Annotated in this window: 22 protein-coding genes and 1 pseudogene; 9 read left to right on the top strand and 14 right to left on the bottom strand. The window is 42.6% G+C overall.

The window, feature by feature from the left end; all coding sequences use genetic code 11:
• Window positions 1-8 precede the first annotated feature (8 nt).
• Entirely contained in the window at window positions 9-2,927 is a 2,919-nt protein-coding gene (locus ACQ86K_RS33000; RefSeq protein WP_091175889.1) for a hypothetical protein, read from the bottom strand.
• Window positions 2,928-3,008: 81 nt separating this feature from the next.
• On the opposite strand from ACQ86K_RS33000, the gene ACQ86K_RS32995 reads away from it, so the two are divergent.
• From ACQ86K_RS32995 to ACQ86K_RS32975, 5 genes and pseudogenes are all read left to right on the top strand, one after another.
• Window positions 3,009-3,494 (top strand): hypothetical protein, encoded by a 486-nt coding sequence (locus ACQ86K_RS32995; protein WP_091175887.1) that lies wholly within the window; start codon window positions 3,009-3,011, stop codon window positions 3,492-3,494.
• Between the two features lie 175 nt (window positions 3,495-3,669).
• Window positions 3,670-4,728: a sensor histidine kinase gene (locus ACQ86K_RS32990; RefSeq protein WP_091175885.1), complete on the top strand. Its 1,059-nt coding sequence runs from the start codon at window positions 3,670-3,672 to the stop codon at window positions 4,726-4,728.
• Entirely contained in the window at window positions 4,725-5,423 is a 699-nt protein-coding gene (locus ACQ86K_RS32985; protein ID WP_431199493.1) for a LytR/AlgR family response regulator transcription factor, read from the top strand. The genes ACQ86K_RS32990 and ACQ86K_RS32985 overlap by 4 nt, the downstream gene beginning before the upstream one ends.
• Before the next feature lie 30 nt (window positions 5,424-5,453).
• Window positions 5,454-6,292 (top strand): annotated as a pseudogene (locus ACQ86K_RS32980) (CocE/NonD family hydrolase); the annotation flags it as partial.
• On the top strand, window positions 6,275-7,156 hold the full coding sequence (locus ACQ86K_RS32975; RefSeq protein WP_431200981.1) for a CocE/NonD family hydrolase C-terminal non-catalytic domain-containing protein: 882 nt from the start codon (window positions 6,275-6,277) through the stop codon (window positions 7,154-7,156). The pseudogene ACQ86K_RS32980 and the gene ACQ86K_RS32975, both read left to right, overlap by 18 nt.
• Before the next feature lie 153 nt (window positions 7,157-7,309).
• Here ACQ86K_RS32975 and ACQ86K_RS32970 read toward each other — a convergent pair whose 3' ends face one another.
• The 8 genes from ACQ86K_RS32970 to ACQ86K_RS32935 all read right to left on the bottom strand — a co-directional run bounded on the left by ACQ86K_RS32970 (window position 7,310) and on the right by ACQ86K_RS32935 (window position 15,196).
• Window positions 7,310-8,068, bottom strand: a complete 759-nt coding sequence (locus tag ACQ86K_RS32970; protein ID WP_431199492.1) for a 3-keto-disaccharide hydrolase — start codon at window positions 8,066-8,068, stop codon at window positions 7,310-7,312.
• Between the two features lie 25 nt (window positions 8,069-8,093).
• Entirely contained in the window at window positions 8,094-9,809 is a 1,716-nt protein-coding gene (locus ACQ86K_RS32965) for a GMC oxidoreductase (protein ID WP_431199491.1), read from the bottom strand.
• Between the two features lie 112 nt (window positions 9,810-9,921).
• On the bottom strand, window positions 9,922-10,650 hold the full coding sequence (locus tag ACQ86K_RS32960) for a glucosamine-6-phosphate deaminase (protein WP_129569549.1): 729 nt from the start codon (window positions 10,648-10,650) through the stop codon (window positions 9,922-9,924).
• A gap of 3 nt (window positions 10,651-10,653) precedes the next feature.
• Window positions 10,654-11,739 (bottom strand): Gfo/Idh/MocA family protein, encoded by a 1,086-nt coding sequence (locus ACQ86K_RS32955; protein WP_431199490.1) that lies wholly within the window; start codon window positions 11,737-11,739, stop codon window positions 10,654-10,656.
• 391 nt (window positions 11,740-12,130) lie between these two features.
• Window positions 12,131-12,376 carry a hypothetical protein gene (locus ACQ86K_RS32950; protein WP_091216455.1) on the bottom strand — a complete coding sequence of 82 codons (246 nt, stop codon included), beginning with the start codon at window positions 12,374-12,376 and terminating at the stop codon, window positions 12,131-12,133.
• Window positions 12,377-12,645: 269 nt separating this feature from the next.
• Complete coding sequence (locus tag ACQ86K_RS32945) at window positions 12,646-13,623, bottom strand: hypothetical protein (RefSeq protein WP_431199489.1); 978 nt, start codon at window positions 13,621-13,623, stop codon at window positions 12,646-12,648.
• A 56-nt stretch (window positions 13,624-13,679) separates the two neighbouring features.
• Entirely contained in the window at window positions 13,680-14,129 is a 450-nt protein-coding gene (locus ACQ86K_RS32940) for a hypothetical protein (protein ID WP_431199488.1), read from the bottom strand.
• Window positions 14,072-15,196, bottom strand: a complete 1,125-nt coding sequence (locus tag ACQ86K_RS32935) for an OstA-like protein (RefSeq protein WP_431199487.1) — start codon at window positions 15,194-15,196, stop codon at window positions 14,072-14,074. Before ACQ86K_RS32935 ends, ACQ86K_RS32940 begins: the two co-directional genes overlap by 58 nt.
• Window positions 15,197-15,264: 68 nt before the next feature.
• On the opposite strand from ACQ86K_RS32935, the gene tilS (ACQ86K_RS32930) reads away from it, so the two are divergent.
• The 3 genes from tilS (ACQ86K_RS32930) to ACQ86K_RS32920 are packed head-to-tail and all read left to right on the top strand — an operon-like array spanning window position 15,265 to window position 17,080.
• Window positions 15,265-16,410, top strand: a complete 1,146-nt coding sequence (tilS, locus tag ACQ86K_RS32930; protein ID WP_431199486.1) for a tRNA lysidine(34) synthetase TilS — start codon at window positions 15,265-15,267, stop codon at window positions 16,408-16,410.
• Window positions 16,407-16,601, top strand: a complete 195-nt coding sequence (tilS, locus tag ACQ86K_RS32925; RefSeq protein ID WP_431199485.1) for a tRNA lysidine(34) synthetase TilS — start codon at window positions 16,407-16,409, stop codon at window positions 16,599-16,601. The genes tilS (ACQ86K_RS32930) and tilS (ACQ86K_RS32925) overlap by 4 nt, the downstream gene beginning before the upstream one ends.
• Complete coding sequence (locus ACQ86K_RS32920) at window positions 16,598-17,080, top strand: hypothetical protein (protein ID WP_091173610.1); 483 nt, start codon at window positions 16,598-16,600, stop codon at window positions 17,078-17,080. Before tilS (ACQ86K_RS32925) ends, ACQ86K_RS32920 begins: the two co-directional genes overlap by 4 nt.
• Before the next feature lie 258 nt (window positions 17,081-17,338).
• Here ACQ86K_RS32920 and ACQ86K_RS32915 read toward each other — a convergent pair whose 3' ends face one another.
• From ACQ86K_RS32915 to ACQ86K_RS32900, 4 genes are all read right to left on the bottom strand, one after another.
• Entirely contained in the window at window positions 17,339-17,989 is a 651-nt protein-coding gene (locus tag ACQ86K_RS32915) for a TlpA disulfide reductase family protein (protein ID WP_431199484.1), read from the bottom strand.
• Window positions 17,990-18,045: 56 nt separating this feature from the next.
• Window positions 18,046-18,630: a hypothetical protein gene (locus tag ACQ86K_RS32910; protein ID WP_431199483.1), complete on the bottom strand. Its 585-nt coding sequence runs from the start codon at window positions 18,628-18,630 to the stop codon at window positions 18,046-18,048.
• Window positions 18,631-18,721: 91 nt separating this feature from the next.
• Window positions 18,722-19,180, bottom strand: a complete 459-nt coding sequence (locus ACQ86K_RS32905) for a LysR family transcriptional regulator substrate-binding protein (RefSeq protein WP_431199482.1) — start codon at window positions 19,178-19,180, stop codon at window positions 18,722-18,724.
• Window positions 19,177-19,602, bottom strand: coding sequence for a LysR family transcriptional regulator (locus ACQ86K_RS32900; RefSeq protein ID WP_431199481.1), 426 nt, complete (start codon window positions 19,600-19,602; stop codon window positions 19,177-19,179). Before ACQ86K_RS32900 ends, ACQ86K_RS32905 begins: the two co-directional genes overlap by 4 nt.
• Window positions 19,603-19,745: 143 nt before the next feature.
• Here ACQ86K_RS32900 and ACQ86K_RS32895 point away from each other — a divergent pair, with 143 nt between their 5' ends.
• Window positions 19,746-20,984, top strand: a complete 1,239-nt coding sequence (locus tag ACQ86K_RS32895; RefSeq protein ID WP_176844552.1) for an MFS transporter — start codon at window positions 19,746-19,748, stop codon at window positions 20,982-20,984.
• A gap of 104 nt (window positions 20,985-21,088) precedes the next feature.
• Here ACQ86K_RS32895 and ACQ86K_RS32890 read toward each other — a convergent pair whose 3' ends face one another.
• Window positions 21,089-22,051 carry an isopenicillin N synthase family dioxygenase gene (locus ACQ86K_RS32890; RefSeq protein ID WP_091173603.1) on the bottom strand — a complete coding sequence of 321 codons (963 nt, stop codon included), beginning with the start codon at window positions 22,049-22,051 and terminating at the stop codon, window positions 21,089-21,091.
• Window positions 22,052-22,168 lie beyond the last annotated feature (117 nt).

Below are 22,168 nucleotides of genomic sequence, written 5' to 3'. Positions count from 1 at the left end.
CAGAGCTTTCATGGATTGGTATTGCCTGTTACCTTAATTTTACCATAAGTATAGCCAACACTGCCATCCATATTAGTACCTTCTAAAATATAGGTGTAAGTTGATGGCTTATCAGCGGTATAAAATGATATGGTTGCTTTGCCATCGGCGCCTGTTGTTACATTGGGCTCCCAATGTATGGTTGAACGCAAATCCGGAGTATGTTTATTGGTATTATCAGGTAGATAACGCGGGCGATAAAAGCGGGAGGGAACACTTAATGCTAATGGTTTATATAAATAAGCCCCGGGGGTATGCCCTATCGCGGGCCCTTTACCGCTGCGTGTGGTAATCTCAACAAAAGCTATCTGAGCTGGATTTAAAGAATGCTTCCAATCCTCAAGAATATATCTCCAGAAATACTCCCAGCTATACTTGCTCGAACTATTAACCTCAATCCCCTTAACATCTTCAGCAGTATTTGATTCAAGATAGCTCTTAATATCATTTCCATTTGGCTCGTTAAGTGACATTACCTTGATTACGCTTCCAAAGGAAATCCCGTCAACTATCAACATCATGGGTTTGTTATCTATCAAATACCACGGAATGGTAGGTGTAGGAGGTATAGGAACAAATTGAAATATCGCGCTAATTTCATCCTTTGACTTATCCTGCAAAGCAAACCTTAAATTATATTGTTTGGTTAAAGTCCCCCATTTCAGGTTTGGAACATGTTGCTCTAAAAAATTCAGCAGGCTCTTTTTACCCGCTTTCACCATGTCGCCCTCGTCAAAGGCCAAATCAGCATTGCCCGCACCATTCAAATTTTGTGAGCCTTTAACTATTTTCTTTGCTGTAATTTTTACCTCTTTTAACGCTTTCGTGTCAGCAGGCAGGTTGTCGGCCAGGTTTTGCCGTATCCGGTTATTTTTTAAACTGTTGAACAAAGTAGTGTCATTGCTTACATACCAGGGCATTGGTGTGGGGCCGGCAGATGCCAGCAGCACTGGTGGCGGCGCATCATCCATTACAATGCCAACATTAAAATTTTTAGCGGTTTTAATAAAATAAGCTGGGGTATCTGCAAGTGGGAGATTACGAAACGCGAACCTGCCATCCTTATCAGTAAGCGTATCAGTTACAACTACGGGCGATTTTGAAAACAGCTGCACTTTAGTTTGTTTAACAGGTTTGTTAAAAACGTTAATTACACGGCCCTTAACTGCTGTCTCAGTTTCGGCAGCGTAACCAGGGTTATCCTTACCATCGGGCCAGTTGTAACTTACCCAGCCCTGTGTAAGCAACAGGTTATCAAGTGCCTCTTTGGCTTGCGAATTGTTGGCGATGAGATAATAGTTGGGTTGCTCCACAAAGCCTTTCAATTCGGATGTAAGCAGCATGCGGGTAACAATATTCTCGTTGCTCAGGCTATCCTGATGTACTTGCGCGTCATCGGTAACCGCCATCGAAAAATTGCCCCTGAGTGGATTACCCAGGGCATCCTGTGCGCTAATGTGTAATGCTATACTATCGCGCAGGTTATAAGCCATTTTATCTGCGTTAATGTTTAAATGCAGGTTGTCATGCCGGTTAATGAAAATCAACCGCTCATTTAACGGCTTGTTGTTTTTATCAAGCAGCAAAAAATGAGTGATGCCGGAAGGGAAAAGCTTTTTGTTGATTTTTTGGCTAATGGATGTCCCGTTTTTAAAATCAACCATTGCACCATAACAAATAATTTCGCGGGCTTTACCAATCAGGAAATAGCTTTCACCCGACCGGGCAATTTTATCAGTTGCGGAAAGCAGGACTTTTACAGAATCTTCATTGGGGGGATTGATCACATTCAGACCGATCCCTTCCTTTTTAACATCGGGCAAGGTAAACTCACGTATTGCGCCACCCGGTAGGGTTACTTTAGCAGTATAATTTTCGCCGGTATTAACAACGGGCAGGTTAAAACTCCCCATGCCTAAATGCTCCGATTCAAAATTAGCAACAACCTGTTTTTCATGATCCAGAACTGCGCCTGAAACATTGATGCCCTTACCGTCCAAACCTATCGCTTTAAAACCAACATGTGCCGGTAAACCTGCTATCAGCTCGCCCCCTTCTGGCATAAACTGAACATCGGCATCTTGGGGGCGATTAAAGTTTAGTGGGATATTTACATGGTTACCTGCACCATCTCCGGCAACAATGCGAATATCTCCCGGTTTGGCCGGTAGCTTAAAAGTAATATCTATAAGCCCTTTTTCATCTGTTTGAATTGCTTGCCGATATAGTTGTCTCCGGCCTTTCAATACCGATAATTGAACAGGCTTACCCGCTACGTTGGCTTTATAGATATCACTCAGCAGTAGCTTAACATGTGCCTGCTCCTTGTTATCAGCCATCACACTTGAGCAGGTATAATTAGCCAGCCAATTGCAGCCTGTGTCATCGGCAACGGTAAATTGTTTACGAAAAAAACAATCCTGGCTAAAGTTTTGAAGCCATTGGGTATAGGCAATGAGCGTGTAAGTGCCGGCAGGTATATCTTTCAGGCTGATGTTGCCCCAGCTAAGCCCTTTCTCAACAGGCAATCGCTGCTTTTTTACCATTACATTGCTATCGGTAACAATGCTCACATACATGATACCGCTTTTGGCCGACAGGTTAAGTGTAGGCGCGTTAAACAGATAAGCCTTAAACCACAGGGTATCGCCAGGGGTATAAATGCTTTTATCCAGTTGAACATAGATCTTTTCGGCAGGGTTTTGGAGGGTAAGGCTATCCTGTGCCGATTTCATTTCACGCAACTGCGAAGCAGGGTCTTTTTCTTGGGCATAGCCCTCAACTCCTAAAAACAAAAAGCAGGCTAAAAATATGAGGCAGGCGATAAAACTCCGCATTACTTTTATCAAATAAATAAATACCGGTTTGGCGGAGCCGAGAATTTTCAATTTGGATATATTTAGGTTTATAATTGGGTGATATAAAGTTAATTATTATTACCAATAAATAAAAGATTGTACATTTATAATATGCCGAAAGATGAGGTTACCGATCTGCTTTTCTTTATGAGGACTTTTCCTTCCGAAGTGCGGGAACGAGCCTTATGGCTGCGCGATTTTGTATGGGATTTGTACCCGCAGGCCAATGAGCTTATTTATGATAATTATAATGCTTTGGCCGTGGGCTGGTCTCCTACCGAAAAAATGAGCCATATCTTTTGCTCGTTTGCCATATACCGTGGCGTTAATTACAATACTCATTTCGGCTTTTACTGGGGCTCCGAACTTTCCGATCCGCAAAAAATACTTATCGGCGAAGGCAAGCAGTACCGCTATTTGCTGGTGAATGATATTGAAGCATTTCCACAACAGGAAGTAAAAAAACTGGTTGACGAAGCCTGGCAAAATTCACTGGCAAAAGTTAAAGATGCCAAACAGCTAATCCATGGCAAAACCATTGTAAAAATGGTATCCGATAATAAGAGAGAGAAGAAACTTAAAGCATCTAAGAAGTAACGCCGTTAAAGTCTATAAATCACTATGAGTATAAGCTATAACACTCTTGGCTCTTGCATCTAAAAGCCTTGCATCTTTTCTTCATTCATCCCCTAAATACCTGCACTCATGTACTTTATCTTTTAACTGTATAATAGTTTTTGTTGCTTTGGTAAAACAATTCGGCAACAAGTAATTGAAACAACAGGTAACTATATCGCTTTATTGGAAATGTCAGCTCATTGGCTGGTCGGTTGCGGCGCTTTACTGGGGGTATACGGGCTACAATCAGCCAGGCTTTAACTGGTGGTTAAGCATTCTTCAATTTACTACCGATGTTGCTCTTTATATCCTCATTACTCACTTATATCGTTGCCTTGCCTTAAAATTGGGCTGGCAAAACCTGGGATTAAACAAATTATTACCACGATTGGTACTCGCTGTTTTTATATTGGGGTTGGTTTACCTGTTTGTAACTGCTTCGAAGGTTTACCTTTTCAGGGTTTGGTTTAAACCGGGGTTTTCGGAACCGTTCGGCGATTTTTTTGATTTCTATCGCGATAGCATTTTTGTGGCCGGGGTACGATTGATGTCGATCTGGCTACTGGCTTATCATCTATACCACTACGCAAAACGCGAAATCAATATAGCCCAAGAAAATGCCCGGCTGGCGGTTACTACCCGCGATGCACAGCTTAGCAATCTTTCGGCACAACTTAACCCTCATTTTTTGTTCAACTCTTTAAATAATATCAAAGCTTTAGTTATTGATGATCCCAAATCGGCAAGGCGGGCAATCGACCTGCTGGCCGACCTACTGCGGAACTCCCTTTACAGCGGCGACAAACAAATGATCTCCATAAAAGAAGAGCTGGAACTTGTTAAAGATTATCTCGAACTGGAAGAACTCCGGCTTGAAGAGCGGTTGCAGTATCACATTGAAGCGGGCGATGAGTATCATAGTATACTTATTCCCCGCTTGTGTATTCAAACGCTTGTTGAAAATGCTATAAAGCATGGCATCAGTCAGCAAAAACAAGGTGGGCTCATTCGGGTACAACTTATTAATGATCATGACAATTTGATAATATCCGTAAGTAATCCCGGCCGGTTAAATCCGACGGACGATAGCAGCGGGCTTGGCCTTAAAAACCTAACCGAACGCTTAGAATTACAATACAAAGACTTTGCCCATTTTACCCTCAGCGAAACAAATGATATAGTAACAGCAACCATTAAAATTCCTGTTTTATGACAAAGATAAGGGCCTTGATTGTTGATGATGAACGTGCTGCCAGAAATGAAATAACGCGTCTGCTTGCCGGTTACCCTGATTTTGAAATCATGGGAGAAGCCACCAATGCCGACGATGCCCTGAAAATGATAGGCGAGGAAACCCCCGACCTCCTTTTCTTAGACATTCAGATGCCCGAAAAATCAGGCTTTGATTTGCTTGAATCGTTAGATCAGGTACCACCGGTGATATTTACAACGGCTTATGACCAATATGCGGTTAAAGCTTTCGAAGTAAGTGCGCTTGATTACCTTGTAAAACCTATCCGCGAAGAAAGATTTGAGAAAGCCATAGCGCAGTCAAGGCAGCGCCTGGGTAAAACAGACCCTGCCGGACAGATCTTTGTGAAAGACCGTCAGCAATATCATTTCATTCAGTGGAGCTCTGTACACCTTATTGAATCGATGGATAATTATGCAAGGATCTTTTTGGGCGATAAAACGGTGTTCCTGAAAAGCTCTCTTAACCAGTTGGAGGATAAATTGACCAGCAATATCTTTTTCAGGATCAATCGTGCGCAAATTGTTAACAGGCAATACATACAAACTATAACAACGGTGGATGGCCGTTTAAAAATAACGCTTAGTACAGTTGCTCAACTGGAGGTTTCCGAACGACAGTCTGGCAAATTCAGGCAATGGATAGCAAGTAAGTAAATCAACCAACACATATATAAACAATAAAAAATGATGAGAAAATTATTCTCCCTGCTATTGCTATGCTTTGTTTTTGGCAGCATGGCATCGGCACAAAGCAAAAAAGCTACGGGATCTTACCTTCAGGATAGCGTATTGCTAAAAACACGTGACGGCGCATTTGTTACCGTGATGGTGGCCCGCAAAAAAGGCGTAACCAAAAAGCTGCCAGCTATTTTCCAGTTTACCATTTATGCCCGACGAACAGATTCGTTAAAAATTCAGGAAGCTGCAGACAGAGGTTATGTTGGTGTATTTGCCTATACCCGCGGCAAATGGAGCAGTCCCGGTGAGCCGCTGGCTTATGAAACCGATGGCCGCGATGCATACGATGTGATTGACTGGATCAGCAAACAACCCTGGAGCGATGGCCGGGTTGGCATGTACGGTGGAAGTTATAACGGCTTTACCCAATGGGCAGCTGCCAAAAGCTTCACCCGGCGCTTAAAACCATTGCACCATCGGCCGCGGTAGCACCAGGGCTTGATGTACCCATGACCAATAACGTGCAAATGAGCTTCGTTTTTCCGTGGACTTATTACACCAGCAACAATAAATTCCTGGATGAAAAAGATTACAACAGTCCGCAATGGAACCAGTTGTACTGGAAGTGGTATAACGCAGGGTTAGCATATCACACGCTCGACAGCCTAACCGGCAGAGGGGCCAACAACATGTTCAGGCATTGGGTAGCACACCCAACCTATGATCAATACTGGCAGAACATGATCCCTTATAAAAAAGACTTTGCAGATATCAATATACCCGTGTTAACAACCACCGGCTATTACGATGGCGGGCAAATTGGCGGCATGTATTACTATCGCGAACATCTGAAATATAATGCCAATCCTAATCATTATGTAATTATCGGGCCATACGGACATTTCGGCTCACAGGGGCATCCTGATTCGGTTTTTAACGGTTACCGCATTGATGATGCAGCGCGGATCAATATCCACGAAATTATTTATCAATGGTTTGATTATATCTTCAAATACAAACCCAAACCTGCTTTTCTGAAGGATAAATTCAACTTTGAAGTTATGGGCAGCAACGAGTGGAAACATGTGCCTTCATTAAAGCAAATGAGTAACGATACCCTGAAATTTCACCTGGATAACTCCCGGTTAAACCCTGTTAAGCCATTGAAGAAGCACTTCACCTCACAACGTGTAGATTTTGCCAACCGGGATAGTATCAGCAGTTATTATTTTTTAAATCAGCTTATTTACGACACGCTGAATACCGGCAGCAGCCTTGTTTTTAAAAGTGATCCGCTCGAAAAGCCTTTAACTATAAGCGGAGCTTTTTCGGGCGTTTTAAAAACCATCATCAATAAAAAAGATATGGACTACCACGTGGTGATGTTTGAAGAAATGCCCGACGGGAAATACTTTTACCTCACCTACTTTATGGGGAGGGCGAGTTATGCCGGCAACCCGGAGGAAAGACATTTATTAAAACCGGGACAAATGGAAAACATTCCCTTTACTAACAGCTATATCACCAGCAAGCAATTTAGCAGAAGCAGCCGTATTGTGATCCTGCTCAATATCAACAAAAGCCCTTTTGAGCAGATCAACTATGGAACGGGCAAAAATGTAAGCGATGAAACTATCAGTGATGCTAAAGTGCCGCTGCAAATAAAATGGTTTAATGATAGTTATATTAATATTCCGGTGCTCAGGTGAGGAAAGACGCAAGACGCCAGGAAACAAGGGACAGGAAGATAAAATATATCGTCACGGTGTAGAATCCAGACTTACGAAGTTTTTGAAACTTCGTAAGTCTTCACACGTCAAATTTTCTACCTCACAACAATGACGATTCGTTATGAACAAGCCTTATAACTTCTTAATCTCAATATTCCTGTACCACACATCCGCACCATGATCCTGCAGCACGATGTGGCCGGTTTTAAACGTACCGAAGTCCGGCCATTCCTTGAATTTGCTGCCTGCTACCAGTTTTTTCCAGTTATCGTCCCACAGGGTGGTTGACAGTACATGTTCGCCGTTAATGGTGAAATCAAGCTTGCTGTTGTTGCAAACAATCTCCACCTTATTCCATTCGCCGGCAGGCTTAACAACCTCTTTTGATATCGAGATCAGGTCATACAGATCTCCTGCACGGTGTTTGACGAGTTTACCGTCTTCGTTCTCCTTGTTATCAACAACCTGGCATTCGGGGCCGGTAAAATAGCTGTACTTATATTTGGTAGTATCTTCCTTAACATGAAACAGGATCCCGCTGTTGCCGCCTTTGGAAATTTTCCATTCAAGCTTCAGGTCAAAATTTTCATATTCACCATTGCTAACCATGTCGCCGCCGTTTTTGCTTTGCCAGTCGCCTTTTTGCGATGCGTCAAGATGCAGTACGCCATCTTCTGCTTTCCAGGCCAAACCCGGTGCCGGTTTACCGTATGCATGCCAGCCGTCGGTAGTTTTACCATCAAATAGTGGCTCAAATCCAGTAGTTGTGACCGCCGTTTTTTTGTTGGTATCGGCAACAACGGTGCTGTCATTATTATAGTTTTTTGGGGTGGATGAATGGCAGCCGCTTATGGCGATGGCTGTTAATGATATTAAAAATACCTTGTTCATTGGTGTTATGTTTAATTAGTAAGTTTTAAAGATTTCCCTTTTTAAATTCGCCCACCGCATAAGTAGCAGCACGGGCCGTTAAAGCCATATACAAAATTGAAGGACTTTGGTTTCCGGTAGTCGCCATACAAGCGCCATCGGTCACAAACACGTTTTTGCACAAGTGGAGTTGGTTCCATTGGTTAAGCAGCGATGTCTTTGGATCTTTCCCCATGCGCACCCCTCCCATTTCATGGATATCGAGGCCCGGCGCCTGTTTGTTTTCGTGCTTTTGAATATTGGTACAGCCGGCTTTTTCAAACATGGCAGCAGTCTGGGTTAAAAAGTCCTGGATCATGCGCTCATCATTGTCATCATATTCAACCGAAGTGATCAGCAGCGGAATGCCCCATTGGTCTTTTTTATCCGGACTTAAGCGCACATGATTACTGGCCTTGGGTATGGTTTCGCCCTGCAGGTACATGTAAGCGCTCCAACCACCCGGTTCCGTAAGCGAATCTTTGTAAGCGCCGCCAACCTCGCCTTCGGCAGTTTCTTTTGGTCCCCGGTTACGGTACGCCCCCATAAACGTGGTGAAGCCACCTTTGTAATCGGTTTCCTGTTTATGGAGGTTACGATAGTTGGCGAGGATTAGCTCGGTTGGGTTTCGGCCGAAGTAATAGCGGTTTAAAAAGCCATCCATATCTGCTGTTACCGATGCCCGGTAATTTTGAAAAGCGATGTATTTACCCAGCAGGCCGTTGTCATTACCCAGCCCGTTCGGGAACCTTTCTGATTTTGAGTTGAGCAGGATAAGGTTAGTATTCAGTGCCGATGCATTCATAAAAATGATGCGGGCTTTATACACAAACTCCTGTTTAGTGTTGGTATCAATAACTTCTACCCCAGTAGCTTTGCCAAACTTTTCGTCATAAATAATTGAATGCACTACCGAAAAGGGACGTATAGTGAGGTTACCCGTTTTTTTGGCCCAGGGCAGCGTTGAACTTACCGAACTAAAATAACCACCGAAGGGGCAGCCGCGCATACACAGGTTCCGTGCCATACATTTAACGCGCCCCTGATCTATGTGGATCTGCTTCGGCTCAGTAATATGCGCCCAGCGGGCATGTACCAGGTGCCTGTCGGGATAGTTTTCTTTTATCTTTTTGCTGATATGTTCCTGCACTGCGTTCATATCAAAAGGAGGCAAAAACTCGCCATCGGGCATGGCTTCAATGCCGTCTTTATTACCGCAAACGCCTATGAATTTTTCTACATGTGAGTACCATGGCGCTACATCATCGTAACTAATAGGCCATTCAATGCCGTAACCAAAACGGGCTGGGTTTTCAAACTCAAACTTGCTCCATCGCTGGCAAGCCCGCCCCCACGTAAGCGACTTACCACCAACCTGGTAACCTCGGATCCAGTCGAACGGTTTTTCCTGTATGTAGGGATGATCTTTATCTTTTACGAAGAAGTGGGCATCGTCCTCACCATAACCAGCAGCCCTGCTGATCAGTGGGTTTTCTTTCAAAAAATCCTTCGTCATTTCGCCGCGGTGCTTGAACTCCCAGGGATCCATAGTTGCTGTTGGATAATCCTTGATATGCTGCACATCCCGGCCCCGTTCAAGTACCAAGGTTTTTAAGCCCTGTTCGCAAAGCTCCTTCGCTGCCCATCCTCCGCTAATACCCGAGCCTATCACTATAGCATCATAGGTAAACTGATCTTTAGCATTTTGGGGTTCTTGAGGCATAGTTACAATTGCTTATGATTAATAAACTGTTTAATTGTCAATAGGTTTTATAAAGCTGAAAGCAGAAGGCCGAAAGCTGAAAGCTTTAAATTTTTGCCTTCAGTCTTTAGCTTTAAGCCTCCAGTTGTGCGGCCGCGGCATCATCCATAAATATCTGCGCATTTTGCAGCGTTTTAAATATCGATGCCGGTACATCGTTGGTAACACATCCTTGCAATGCCTCAGCAATAATTGGTGCTTTTTTACTTCCGCTGGCTATCAGCACCGGTACGGAGGCTTCGGCCAGGTGCCTTAAGCCAAGGGTAATACCTTCGGTTAAAACAGTATCGGTAGTAAAGTATTTTTGTGCAACCTCTATAGTAATAGGTGCTAAAGGCGAATGATGCGAGTAAGAATGAAAATCGGAGCCGGGTTCATTAAGGCCGATGTGACCATTAAGCCCTACTCCAACCACCATCATATCCAATCCGCCAAGTTTATCAATATGTTTATTCATGGCCTGGCATTCGGCATCCAGGTCATCAGCAACAGCGTTAAAGAACTTTACTTTTCCGGGCGAAATATTAAGCGGCGTAAAAAAGTGCTTTTCGAGGAAATAAGTGCAGCTGCCATCATTAGTACGGTCGAGGCCAACCCATTCATCCAGTCCCACAAAGTTGGTTTGGCTAAAATCGACCCGTCCGTTATTTGCATACTGAACCAGGTAACTGAACATACCGGTTGGCGAATCACCGGAAGGGAAGCAGATCAACGCGTCCGGCTTTTGGTTAACCAGGGTAACTACCAGGTCGGCCACTGCTTTCGACATGGTATTATAATCAGGATATGTATGTAGTTTCATTTGTTATTTATTATCGAGCCAAAGATTTACAGGTTTATCAATCTTTGCCGAAAATGGCAGTTCAATTTTTTTGCCGGCACCTGCCGAAGCATAAGCTGCATAGATAAGTTCGAGCACAGCTCTGCCGTCTTCCCCGGTTACAAGCGGGGTTTTGTTGTTCTGTACACAATCAATAAAATGTTTTAGCTCATGCGGATAACCCTGGTTAAAAGCCTCTTCAAAAATGGTGAAACTCCAGCCCTGTGTGGTATCTGATTTTTCCATGGCATAACCGTATCCGTCCCTGCTGTAAGTTACTGCCGCGTTACCCATAAATAAATCGGCGTATATAACACCGCCAAGACCGTGAATCTCACACCTGTCATCCATGCCACCATGTTTGGCCCAGCTATTTTCGGCAACGGCTGTTACACCGTTCTCAAACTCCACAATAATTACCGAATTATCCTCGCCCTTGGTACGGCCTTTATGCAGTACCGTGCTCATACTGGCATAAACGCTTTTAGGCTTGGCATTGTCCAGCATCCACCTAAACCAACCTAATGCATGGCAACCCATATCCATGATCACGCCGCCACCCGAAAAATTGATATCATAAAACCAATCCGAATGCGGACCGGAATGTTTTTCGCCCTGCTTCAGCATATAGATCTCGCCAACAGCTCCTTCCTTTACCAAATGCCTTGCCCGTTCATATTTTGGCGCAAAGCAAAGTTCTTCGGCATACATCAGTTTTACGTTGTTGGCCTTGCATACGGCAATCATTTCGTCGGCCTCCTCAAGCGTAACGGCAAGCGGTTTTTCAATAATAACATGCTTGCCTGCTTTCGCGGCTTTGATGGTAGCTTCGGCATGAAGGTAGTTTGGTAAGCAGATATCTACCACTTCGCAGCCCGATTCGGCAAGCAGTTTATCAATATCATCAAACCATTGGGCTATGTGATATTTTTCGGCAAAAGCTTTGGCTTTTTCGGGCTTGCGGGCATAGCAGGCCACAACATCGGCTTCGGGGATAAAACGATGGTATGATTCCATGTGGATATCGGTAATAAAACCGGCACCCAGTATGGCTACTTTAGTTTTGTTCATAAAATATATATATAATAAAGCGCCGATAATTGGAACAGCGCGCAGGATTTACCTGGTTTAGAATACCGCTCAAGATTAATGAATAATATTTAGAAATTGAAAATTTTTGGAAGATGTCTGTTAATAACCGCTTAGGTAAGAACACCTAAATCGATTCGATTATTGAGCGTTCAAATCCGTGTGAAGTTGAAGATGAAATAACATTAAAAAAAGAGCCTGTCACCCTGAGCCTGTCGAAGGGTCGCGCGCAGAGGCCCTGCCCACCATGCTTCGACGGGCTACTCATGACACACATTTTAATCATATTATGATCAAGTGCATTCCTCGACCTGTATAGACTGCTCTGGGCAGTGAGAAGATCCTTCGCCATCACTCAGGGTAACAAATTCTCCTACCCCTCCATAATGTGTTTTTTAATAAACTCGATGGTTGATTCGGGCAGGGCATTGCCGCTGGCCTGTGTAAGGCTACCGTCGGGCTGCAGTTCCAGCTCGGCATTGATGTTGTTATCAATAAAAACATGCAGCTTATTTTGCTCTTTCTCAACACGGCAGGTAAGCTCACGTTCTGAGTAGTTGATCAGGAATTCGTACTTTCCATCTTTTGCGGCCGGGGTGGTATCTTTTTGATCGATCATAGCGGTTTGTTTATTGAAATAACACGCCACTATAGATGATGTTTACTTTATCGATAAATAAAACAGCTGTTTAAACATGCTTTAAAAAGAGGCAGAAAAAAGAGATAGCCCGCCGGCTGTCTCTTTTTTAAATTTAAGTTGACTGACCTCATTATTTATCATAAAGAACTAATTGGTTAGATCGATAATAACAATTAGTCAAATATAAGCACTATAGAATTAGTAGACTAATTTTTTTGATAAAAAATATAACTTTTTTTCATTTAGGGTCAGTTTTTCTTAACAGATGGCGTTTTGTTAACAATACTGTCCTTTTTCTGCCCATTTCCGGGTAGTTTTGGTGCAAAATTTCTGATTATCGTATCCTTTTTAAATTTTATCGCATTATTCTTCCCAGTATCAACTTTTAGGGTACTATCCTGCATGTTTTTTAGTCCAGGCCCCTTCAGGCTATCAGTTTTGAGATTGGCACCCGGCTTAGCAGTTCCGGGTTTAGCAGGAGCATTTTTTGCCGGCGATTTGGTGGTCGCTGCCTTTTTACTGCGCTTTTTAATGATGTCTTCTTTGGATGCCGGCCGCTCTTTAGGTTTCCACAAAAAGCCTTTCAGGATCTTATCATCTTCTTTAACCTTTTCAATAGGGATGTACCTGTTTTCGGGTTTGGTTAAAAAGTAGATATCTGTAGCCTGGTTCTTTTTAAAAACGGTACGGATCCTGCTGCTCAACGATCGTTGCATACCCGACACCTTACCGCTGTCGCGCTGAAAATATATGGTTTCGGCATTGCCAAACGTATACATCTGATCAAGCTTATCATCTTTAAAATATCCCCGCATTTTTTTACCCGATACCTGGTTAAAATGCGTTGAATCATCCTTTTCAATATTCACAATAAATGCCGACGGGAACAACTCGATGTTATCCAGCTTTTTATGTCGCATTTGCATGTAAACGGTATCGCCGCTTAGCTGCGAACCCTGTGACCAGATAATAGGGTTCACATACATGCGCATGGTAGAGTCGCTGTTACTATAAAATACCGAATCGGATTTAGCCTGCAGATCAGATTTAAAGATCTTGACATGATGATGGCCGATAAGCATCCGCACGCGTGCCGTATCTTTCAAATTAACCGGGTATTGTTTAAAAACCGGGTCACGCTGCATCTGTTCACGGGCTATGCTATCCTGTTTTGCTTTTCTAATAGCGGCAAGTGCATCCTTTTTACGCTGCAATGAATCATTCACCGGCTTAGGCTTTCCAAAAAAGTCGCGGTGAAAGTAGCTGGTATCTTTAGGTACCTTTATATAATAGGCAGTAAGAAACTTTGAGTTTTTTTATCAGCCGCCACCTTGCGCTGCTTTAGTGTAGTATCACGCAAAGTACGCTGGCGCTCCTGGTAAATTTTCTGGTTTTTATAAGTCATGATCTGCGTTTCAATGGTGTCTGCAGTCATGTATATCGAATCGCGTTTGATGTGGCTGGTATCTTTTGGCGCTACCGCCGCTTTTACAGGTATAAGCTTTCCTGTTACTTTAGCAACACCTGGCTTAATAGCATCGGCCACACCCGCCAGGCTACCTATGTTTTTTATGCCGACTTTGTCCTTATTATTTTTTAATGCCGGAGCAGCCGCCTTCAGCGCCGAATCAATCAGCTTTTCGTTCCCTTTTTTTGATTGCGTTGCTGCTTTTATCAAAGCATCGGCATCTTTATTGTTTTGTAAAGCGCCCTGCACCAGTTTAGTTGCCATATCAACATTGGCACTGTCTTTTTTCCTATGGCAAATGGCTGCTTAATGGGCATGGTATTGGCCGGGGCCTTATGGCTGCTGTCGGGCTTTATGGCACCGGCAATCTTAGTAAGATCGGTTATGTTTTTGGCTGATACTTTTGCATTCTTATTATTTACGGCGGGTAATTGCTTAACCGCGGTATCGGTTTTACTGGTATCCTTTTGCTCGGATATCAATACAACGTAAGCATTTTCAGTAACAACGGTTTTTTCCTCGGCTCTGTAATAAGTACCAAGGTCTCCTTTAATAGTTACCTTTTGTTCCCTGTCTTCAAAGGTGATGTTTTTTACCGCGCGGCCATAACCTTTTAGCTTATCATAAAAAAGGCTGTCGCCTTTTAGTGATTTGGTGCCTTGCCTGTATGAGTTTTTCTTTCCAAAGTAAGCCTGTTCCGTAACGGTATTATATAAACCATTTTCGGTATACAAGGTATCCTTATCCTTGGTGCCGTAAATATTGGTTGGTCCGAAAAAATAGGCTATCCGTGTACCTGTATTGTACTTAAGGGTATCGGTTTTTATCAAAGCATCGGGTGTGGTAAGTACCACATCGTACCTGAAATAGGAGTCGCGGGTGAAGGCAAAGTAATAGCCGTTTTTACTGGTAAGCACATTGTCTTTATTCACCAGCTTTCCGCCACCTGTGTAAGTACCTATGCGACTGGCGGTATTGTAGGTAAGATAGTTGGTAGTTAGCGTAGCATCGCGGTCGACCATTTTAACATTATCTGTTAAGATTGCAATTTTTGTATTTCCGTTATAATTCAGCTTATCCGAAAATATATTCAGTGTATCGCCCTGGTTTATATTTACGTTGCCAAAAGCGTCAAACGCGTTTTCGTTGGGATAAAAGTATGCACTATCCGACCGTAGGATGGAGTAATCCTGCTTAAACACGCCTTTATAAACCTTGAACATCTGCTTGCCATTGATTTTTCCGCCGGTGCTTCGTTCAGATTGTATCAGGTTTACAATTGATTTTTTTGAGCCATAGCTGCAGTTGCCATCGCCAAAAACAAAAAGCATAAAACATATTTCCTCACAGTGGCAAAATTAGTTTTTTGTTGGGGTTATTAAATTAATAATTTTGATGAATGCTGCCAGTTAATCAGTTTGTTAATTTTATTGAGCAAAACAGCTTATTTACGCCCGCTGCCAAAATACTGGCGGCTGTAAGCGGCGGCATCGATTCGGTTTTAATGGTGCACCTGCTCAAAGCTGCCGGTTATGATTTTGGCATCGCCCATTGTAATTTCCAGCTGCGTGGCGACGAAGCCCTGCGCGACCAGACTTTTTGCCGCAACCTCGCTACAACTCTTGGTGTACCATTTCATACTGTTAATTTTGATACGGAGCAATACGCTGCAGACAACAAGGTATCCATACAAATGGCTGCCCGCGATTTACGTTATCAGTGGTTTGAAACCATCAATCAGCAATCAGGTTATGAGGTTGTTGCGCTTGCTCACCACCAAAACGATACTATCGAAACAATATTGTTAAACCTTACACGTGGCACCGGAATTGCCGGTTTGCATGGCATTTTACCCAAAAACGGTAAACTGGTGCGCCCGCTGATGTTCCTCAGCCGTTTGGAAATACAGACCATGGTTAGTGCCGAAGGTTTAACTTTTGTTGAAGACAGTTCCAATGCTTCGGCAAAATATGCCCGAAATAAGATCAGGCTGGAGGTTGTGCCAAAGCTTAAAGAATTGAACCCATCGCTCGAAAAAACGTTTGAAAGCAACCTGCTCCATTTCCGAGACCTGGAATTGTTGCTTGAGATCAGGCTTGATGAGTTAAGGCAAACCTTGTTGCAAATACATGATGGCATCATTTACCTGCGCATAGCCGAAGTAAAAAAACTTAAGCCAAAAAGGTTGCTTCTTTTTAAATTGCTAAATGAATACGGTTTTAATGAAGCTACCATTGATGACCTCATTGCCTCGCTCGATAAACACTCGGGCCGGATATTTGAATCAGGAACACACACTTTATTGCTCGATCGCGATAATATTATCCTTAAGCCAAAAACTACTGTGCTACCTGCCGAAGTTATTATCAACGCTACAGACCATGAAGCAAATTTTGGCGTTTATAAGCTTAACTTGTTACATGACGATAGCCCGTTGATTATAAAGAACAATCCGCTGGCAGTATCTATTGATGCTGATAAGCTGGTTTACCCGTTAAAAATACGTGCATGGTACGAGGGAGATCATTTTTTCCTCTTGGGATGAAAGGCAAAAAGAAATTGAGCGATTTTTTCATTAACCAGAAAGTGCCGCTGTACCAAAAGGAAGAAATCCCAATCCTGGTAAACGGCAACGGTGAAATTATGTGGATTGGCGGCTATCGCCCCGACGAAAGGTATAAAGTGAGTGATAACACTAAAAAAGTTACTATCTTCGAACTGTTTAAACTAACATGAGCGATAAATCCGTTTTTACTGAAAAGCAATACCTTGGCCGGGAATTTATACCGCTAACCATACGCCTGGTTTTAGCCATGTTTTGTTTTGCAGCCTATTTCTTCACCGACGAACGTGAGCGTAACGGCGATTTGCTGGTTGTTGTGGGCTTTTCCATCATCATTATTTCCATTATCCTGGGGTTCCTGCTGCATTTCCGCACCCGTGTTGAAAACAAAAGCGTTATGCTTGACGGCTTGTGGACAACCAAACTGGTAAAAATAGATTTGAACAGTATTGTTAAAGCCGAAAAAGGCACCTACAGCCGCTACATGTTCAACAATCCGGTTTATAACCTGCATACCAAAGGCACCATCCGCTTTTTCACATCAGGCAATGAAGCCATCCACCTTACAGATCGTGACGGTCTGCTTTATATTATCGGCTCCAAACATCCTAATGAATTTTTGAGGGCGATAAAAGAAGAGATGAAGAAGTAAATTTATTACATCTCCCATTGTTATATAATACAATCAATTTTTTATTAGAGTAGATCAGCGCGATATTTAGTCAAATAACAAACTTTTACCTGGTGCGTATCAAATCCTTCAACTCATCAACAAAACCGGGCTCTGTGGGCTGATAAAAGTTTGATGATATTATTTTTAAGTTATCCAAAATCACATATCGCGGAATAGATGATATATTTAACTGGCGCACAATAGCTGATTTAGTGGCCGCATTAAGGTGATAATTGTTTATTCCAAGGTGTTTTTTTCGGCCAGGGATGCTGTTTTCCAGGATACTTCTTTTTGATCGAGATTAATTGAAATTACCTCAACAGCGTTTTTTCTCAACGCAGATCTTAAACTATCCATCACCGGCAACTGGGCCCTGCACGGCGAGCACCAACTTGCCCAAAAATCCAATATGTAAAACTGTTTCTTTGATTTAAGCAGATTATTTAATGATACTTTTTTTCCGTTTAAACCAATTAACATATCGTTTGCTATAAGCTGTTTGCCATCCAACATGTTTCTCATAATGTTGTCGAGATGTATCGAATAGCTTGTATTAGCCATCTTTCTCCTGTAGTCCTTCATTATTTCGTTAAATCCATTACCTTTTTTTACCGGAGAATGAGTTAAACAAATAAGAAGATAGCTGGATTTAAACCTGCCCAAATTAGCTGCCGATGCTTCTTTATATATGGTAATGCCATTAACATAGTCCCCACCTTTGTTAATGATTTTGAGCCTGACGTAGCCGTCAATCACACTCAATAAATCTTCGGCCAAAAATAGGTGTGGGCTATTTAAAACATGCTCGATATCCTCACTCAACTTTGAAAGTACAGGTAAAGCAGGCTCAAAGTATTGGCCATTACCCTCATAAAGCCAATTAAACAACCGTTTGTAATAATGAAGTTTACAGTTGATTGTCAGTTGCTCAAATGCTGATGAATCTATTTGAAAATTAGCCAAAAGGCCATTGATCCTATCCGTTTCTTCTCGAAATTTTCTATTAAATTCTGTATAAAAAGATTCCCAAAGTTCATTCTTGGAGGATACTGCTTTGCCGCCGGGCGCAGTAGTATAGTTGGTATAATATGAAATAGAATCGTTGGATAATACAATTCTTTTTTTAATCTTTCTGTATTCAGAAATCCCTGGCTTGTTAATGATAAATTCAATGTATCTCCAGGCGATGCAAGTACTGAAAACTTTCTTTCTTTCGTGCTTTTATCTTTTCCAAACTCAAAAAAAGTCATTGTTAAGGCAACAGGAATATTGGTTGTTACATTACGTATAATTACAGTATCCTTTTCCCCGGGATTGATAAATTTAAGTTGTTTTGCCTCCAAAAATGCGTTCATATATTCGAGCCTGAACTGCTCATGGGCTTTAAGCCGGAATAGAATCGTTGCTTTAGAGCCGTTTTCCGTTGCTTGACTATGAATTGATTTGTGCTGATCAGGCCGAAACGCGGCAAAGAGCTGAATACATATTACAGATAGTAATATCTGGTAAAAAATTGGTTTAAGGTTCATAGATAAGGCTTATATCGGGTTATAAATCAAATATAAAGAGATTATTATAACGCTCACAGCCTCTTAGGATATATAATACATGAATATTTTACTACTCACTCTCCATCACCTTCATCAATTCCTCAATAAATAAAATAGCCGCACGTTTACGGTAAACTCCTTTTTGCCACAGGATATATGATTGCCGTTTGATATCTTTTGATTCGATGGGAATGGCGGCCACTTTATTCCAGCCGATGATGGCTTTTTCATTCAGGATAGTTGCCCAATGGCCGCTCTCAACCAAAGCCAGCAATGAATGCACATCATTGAGCTCAATTTTTATATTGGGCACTATCTTTTTGCGGTTAAACAAATCATTAATAAAATCGCGCGAGCTGAAGCCTTTTCCCGGTAGGATGAGATCAAGTTTGGCCAGCTCTTCCGGGCTTACTTTCTTGAGTTGGGTCAGCGGATTATTTTTAGATACCACCATTACCACGCTCGAACTAAACAATTCCTGCATTTCCAGGTCTTCGTCATCACTTTCATTGTGGAAAGCGAGGATCATATCCAGCTCGGCCAGTCGTAGTTTTTTTCCAATTCTTCCGGGCTACCATAGGTAATAAAGATTTTGATGCCGGGGTATTTGGTACTGAACGGAGCCAATGCGGGCAACAATAAAGAAGTAAATGCATATGAAACGCCGATGTTAAGCTCGCCGATGGTAGCATTTTGCAATTCACTTATGGCCTGCTTGCTCCGCTGCACATCGTTAAGGATCTTGCGGGCATGAGTTAAAAATATATGACCAGCCTCAGTGATCCGTACGTGCTTGCCTATCCTGTCGAACAAAAGCATGCCCAGCTCCTCTTCAAGCTGCTTTATTTGTTGTGATAGCGTGCTTTGTGTAATGAATACCGCAGCAGCAGCCTCGGTAAAGTTCATGGTTTCGGCAGCCTTAACAAAGTATTGCAGTTGACGTAATTCCACAATCAATCGTTTTTATCTATCAATCCTATTAAAACAATCTATTTTACAAATGTATTGATATGGGCGATATTTGCAGCATAAAACAATTCAATAGTCTTGCATTAAGTACTCCCCTGAATTTGCTTTTGTTATGAATTGAACAAATGAATGTGTTTCGCTCTTTAAAGTACCGTAATTTTAAGCTGTTTTTTTACGGTCAGTCAATATCCCTCATTGGCACATGGATGCAAAAAACAGCAGTGAGCTGGCTTGTTTACCGCCTTACAGGTTCGGCACTTTTATTAGGAATTGTGAGTTTTGTGAGCCTTATTCCATCGCTAATCCTAGCACCCTATGCAGGTAGTATTGTTGACAGGCATAACCGTTACCGCATTTTAGTTATTACCCAGGTAGTATCCATGCTTCAAGCCGGTGCTTTTGCTTTCATGATCTTCTTTAAAATCTATAATATCCCAGCTATTATTGGCCTCAGCCTGTTGCAAGGTATTGTAAATGCCTTCGATGTAACCTGCCGCCAATCATTAATGGTGGATATGGTTGATGACAAGGCTGATTTGCCTAATGCCATCGCTTTAAACTCAACCATGACCAACCTGGCGCGTATTGCAGGCCCGGCAATTGCAGGTATCGTATTAAGTGCTTTTGGTGAGGATGTTTGTTTCTTCGGCAACTTTTTGAGCTATATCCCTGTGCTCACCTGTTTATTTATGATGAAGCTAAACACCATAGTGCCTGTCCGTTCGGAAAAAAGCATCTGGACAGAATTACAGGAAGGTTTCAGATACGTATCCGGCGACAGCGACCTGAGCAGTATGATCCTGATGCTTACTGCAAGCAGCCTGTTTGTGATACCATTTAATACACTAATGCCAATCTTCGCCAAAGATCTTTTTAACGGCGATGCAAAAACCTTCAGCTGGTTTGAGAGCGCAGCTGGTTTAGGCTCGGTAATTAGTGCGGTATATCTGGCTAACCTGAAGAGTAATAAAAACCTGGTAAAGATCATGTCGATAGCAAGTCTCATTTTTGGTACAAGCGTGCTGATGGTGGCCTATGCAGGCAAACTCCCTTTTGCTTTAATATTTATGGTATTTACCGGCGTTGGTATGATGGCGCAAACATCGGCCATCAACACCTATATCCAAACCCATGCTATCCCGGCTATGCGGGCAAGGGCTATCAGCTATTATGTGATGGCTTACCAGGGCATGATTCCGGTGGGAAGTTTGATGGCCGGTTGGTCAGCCAATGAGCTTGGGCCGCGCAGGGCTGTTTGTATCGAGGGAATTATTGGGGTATTGGCCACTGCATTGTTTGTATTATATAAAAGAAGACAGGCAGCAGGTGAAGCCGTTGAAGGCAAAGCAGTGTTCGTTAAGTAAATCTATTTCATCTACCTGTTTAAATAAAGAAGCCCTTTCAAGTTTTGGAAGGGCTTTGTTATTCTCTATAGAACGTCAATGACGATTTTATTTGTCTTTGAGACCTACATCTTCAAACCAATCTCCCTCAAGCGTTCATCCAGATACTCACCGGCAGTGATATCAGTATATAATTTAGGATGCTGTTCATCAATGCACGAATCAAGACTGGTCAGATCCATGTTCGATTTTGGGTGCAGGAAAAACGGCACGGAAAAACGGGAGAACTTCATCAGCTCACGCGGTGGGTTTACTACGCGATGGGTGGTTGATTTTAACTTGTTATTGGTTAAACGCTGCAGCATGTCGCCAACGTTAACTACCAGGTCTTCACCATAAGCTTTAACCGGGAACCAGGTATTATCGCGGGTTAACAGTTCAAGGCCATCGGCGCTGGCTCCTATTAACAGGGTGATCAGGTTAATATCTTCGTGGGCTCCGGCACGTACAGCATCATCGGGCACCGAATCAGGATCGGTTATAGGGAAATAATGCAGGGTGCGAAGTATTGAATTACCGTTATGAACTTTATCATCAAAATAGTTTTCGGGCAATTCGAGGTAAACGGCAATTGCGCGGAGTAAATGTTTACCAGCTGCTTCCAGTTTTTTGTAAACTTCGATGGTGGTTGGGTTAAATTCGGGCAGTTCATTAACGGTTACATTATCCGGGTACTGTGCTTTCAGTACCTCGTCATCAGTTACGGTTTGGCCAATTTGCCAAAATTCTTTCAGGTCGGGGGTTTTAAAACCTTTTGCCGTTTCCTTGCCTTTACCGGTGTACCCGCGCTGGCCTGCTAAGCCTGGGATTTCATATTGCTGTTTTACTGCATCGGGCAGGGCAAACAGCGTTTTAACCTGGTTGTAAAGCCTATCTATCAATTCTTTACTAAGACCGTGATTAGTAATGGTAACAAATCCTGTTTCGTTAAAAGCCTTGCCAATATCGTTCGAAAATTGCTTGCGTTCATCGGCACTGCCGTTTATATAGGTATTCAGGTCCAGGCGTGGAATGTTTACTGTGCTCATAGTTATCGTTTATAAAACAGGTAGCAAAATTATTTAATTTTTAAGCGAGGAATACAAGATAGTGATAAAATTTTATCCCCATAATTACGCTGACCCTGTTCTCATTAACTCTTTAAA

Origin of the sequence: Mucilaginibacter sp. P19 (assembly GCF_050632265.1) — a bacterium.
Lineage (GTDB): Bacteria > Bacteroidota > Bacteroidia > Sphingobacteriales > Sphingobacteriaceae > Mucilaginibacter > Mucilaginibacter gossypii.
The sequence above is the reverse complement of the archived record's forward strand: the minus strand, read 5'-3'. Positions and strand labels throughout refer to the sequence as shown.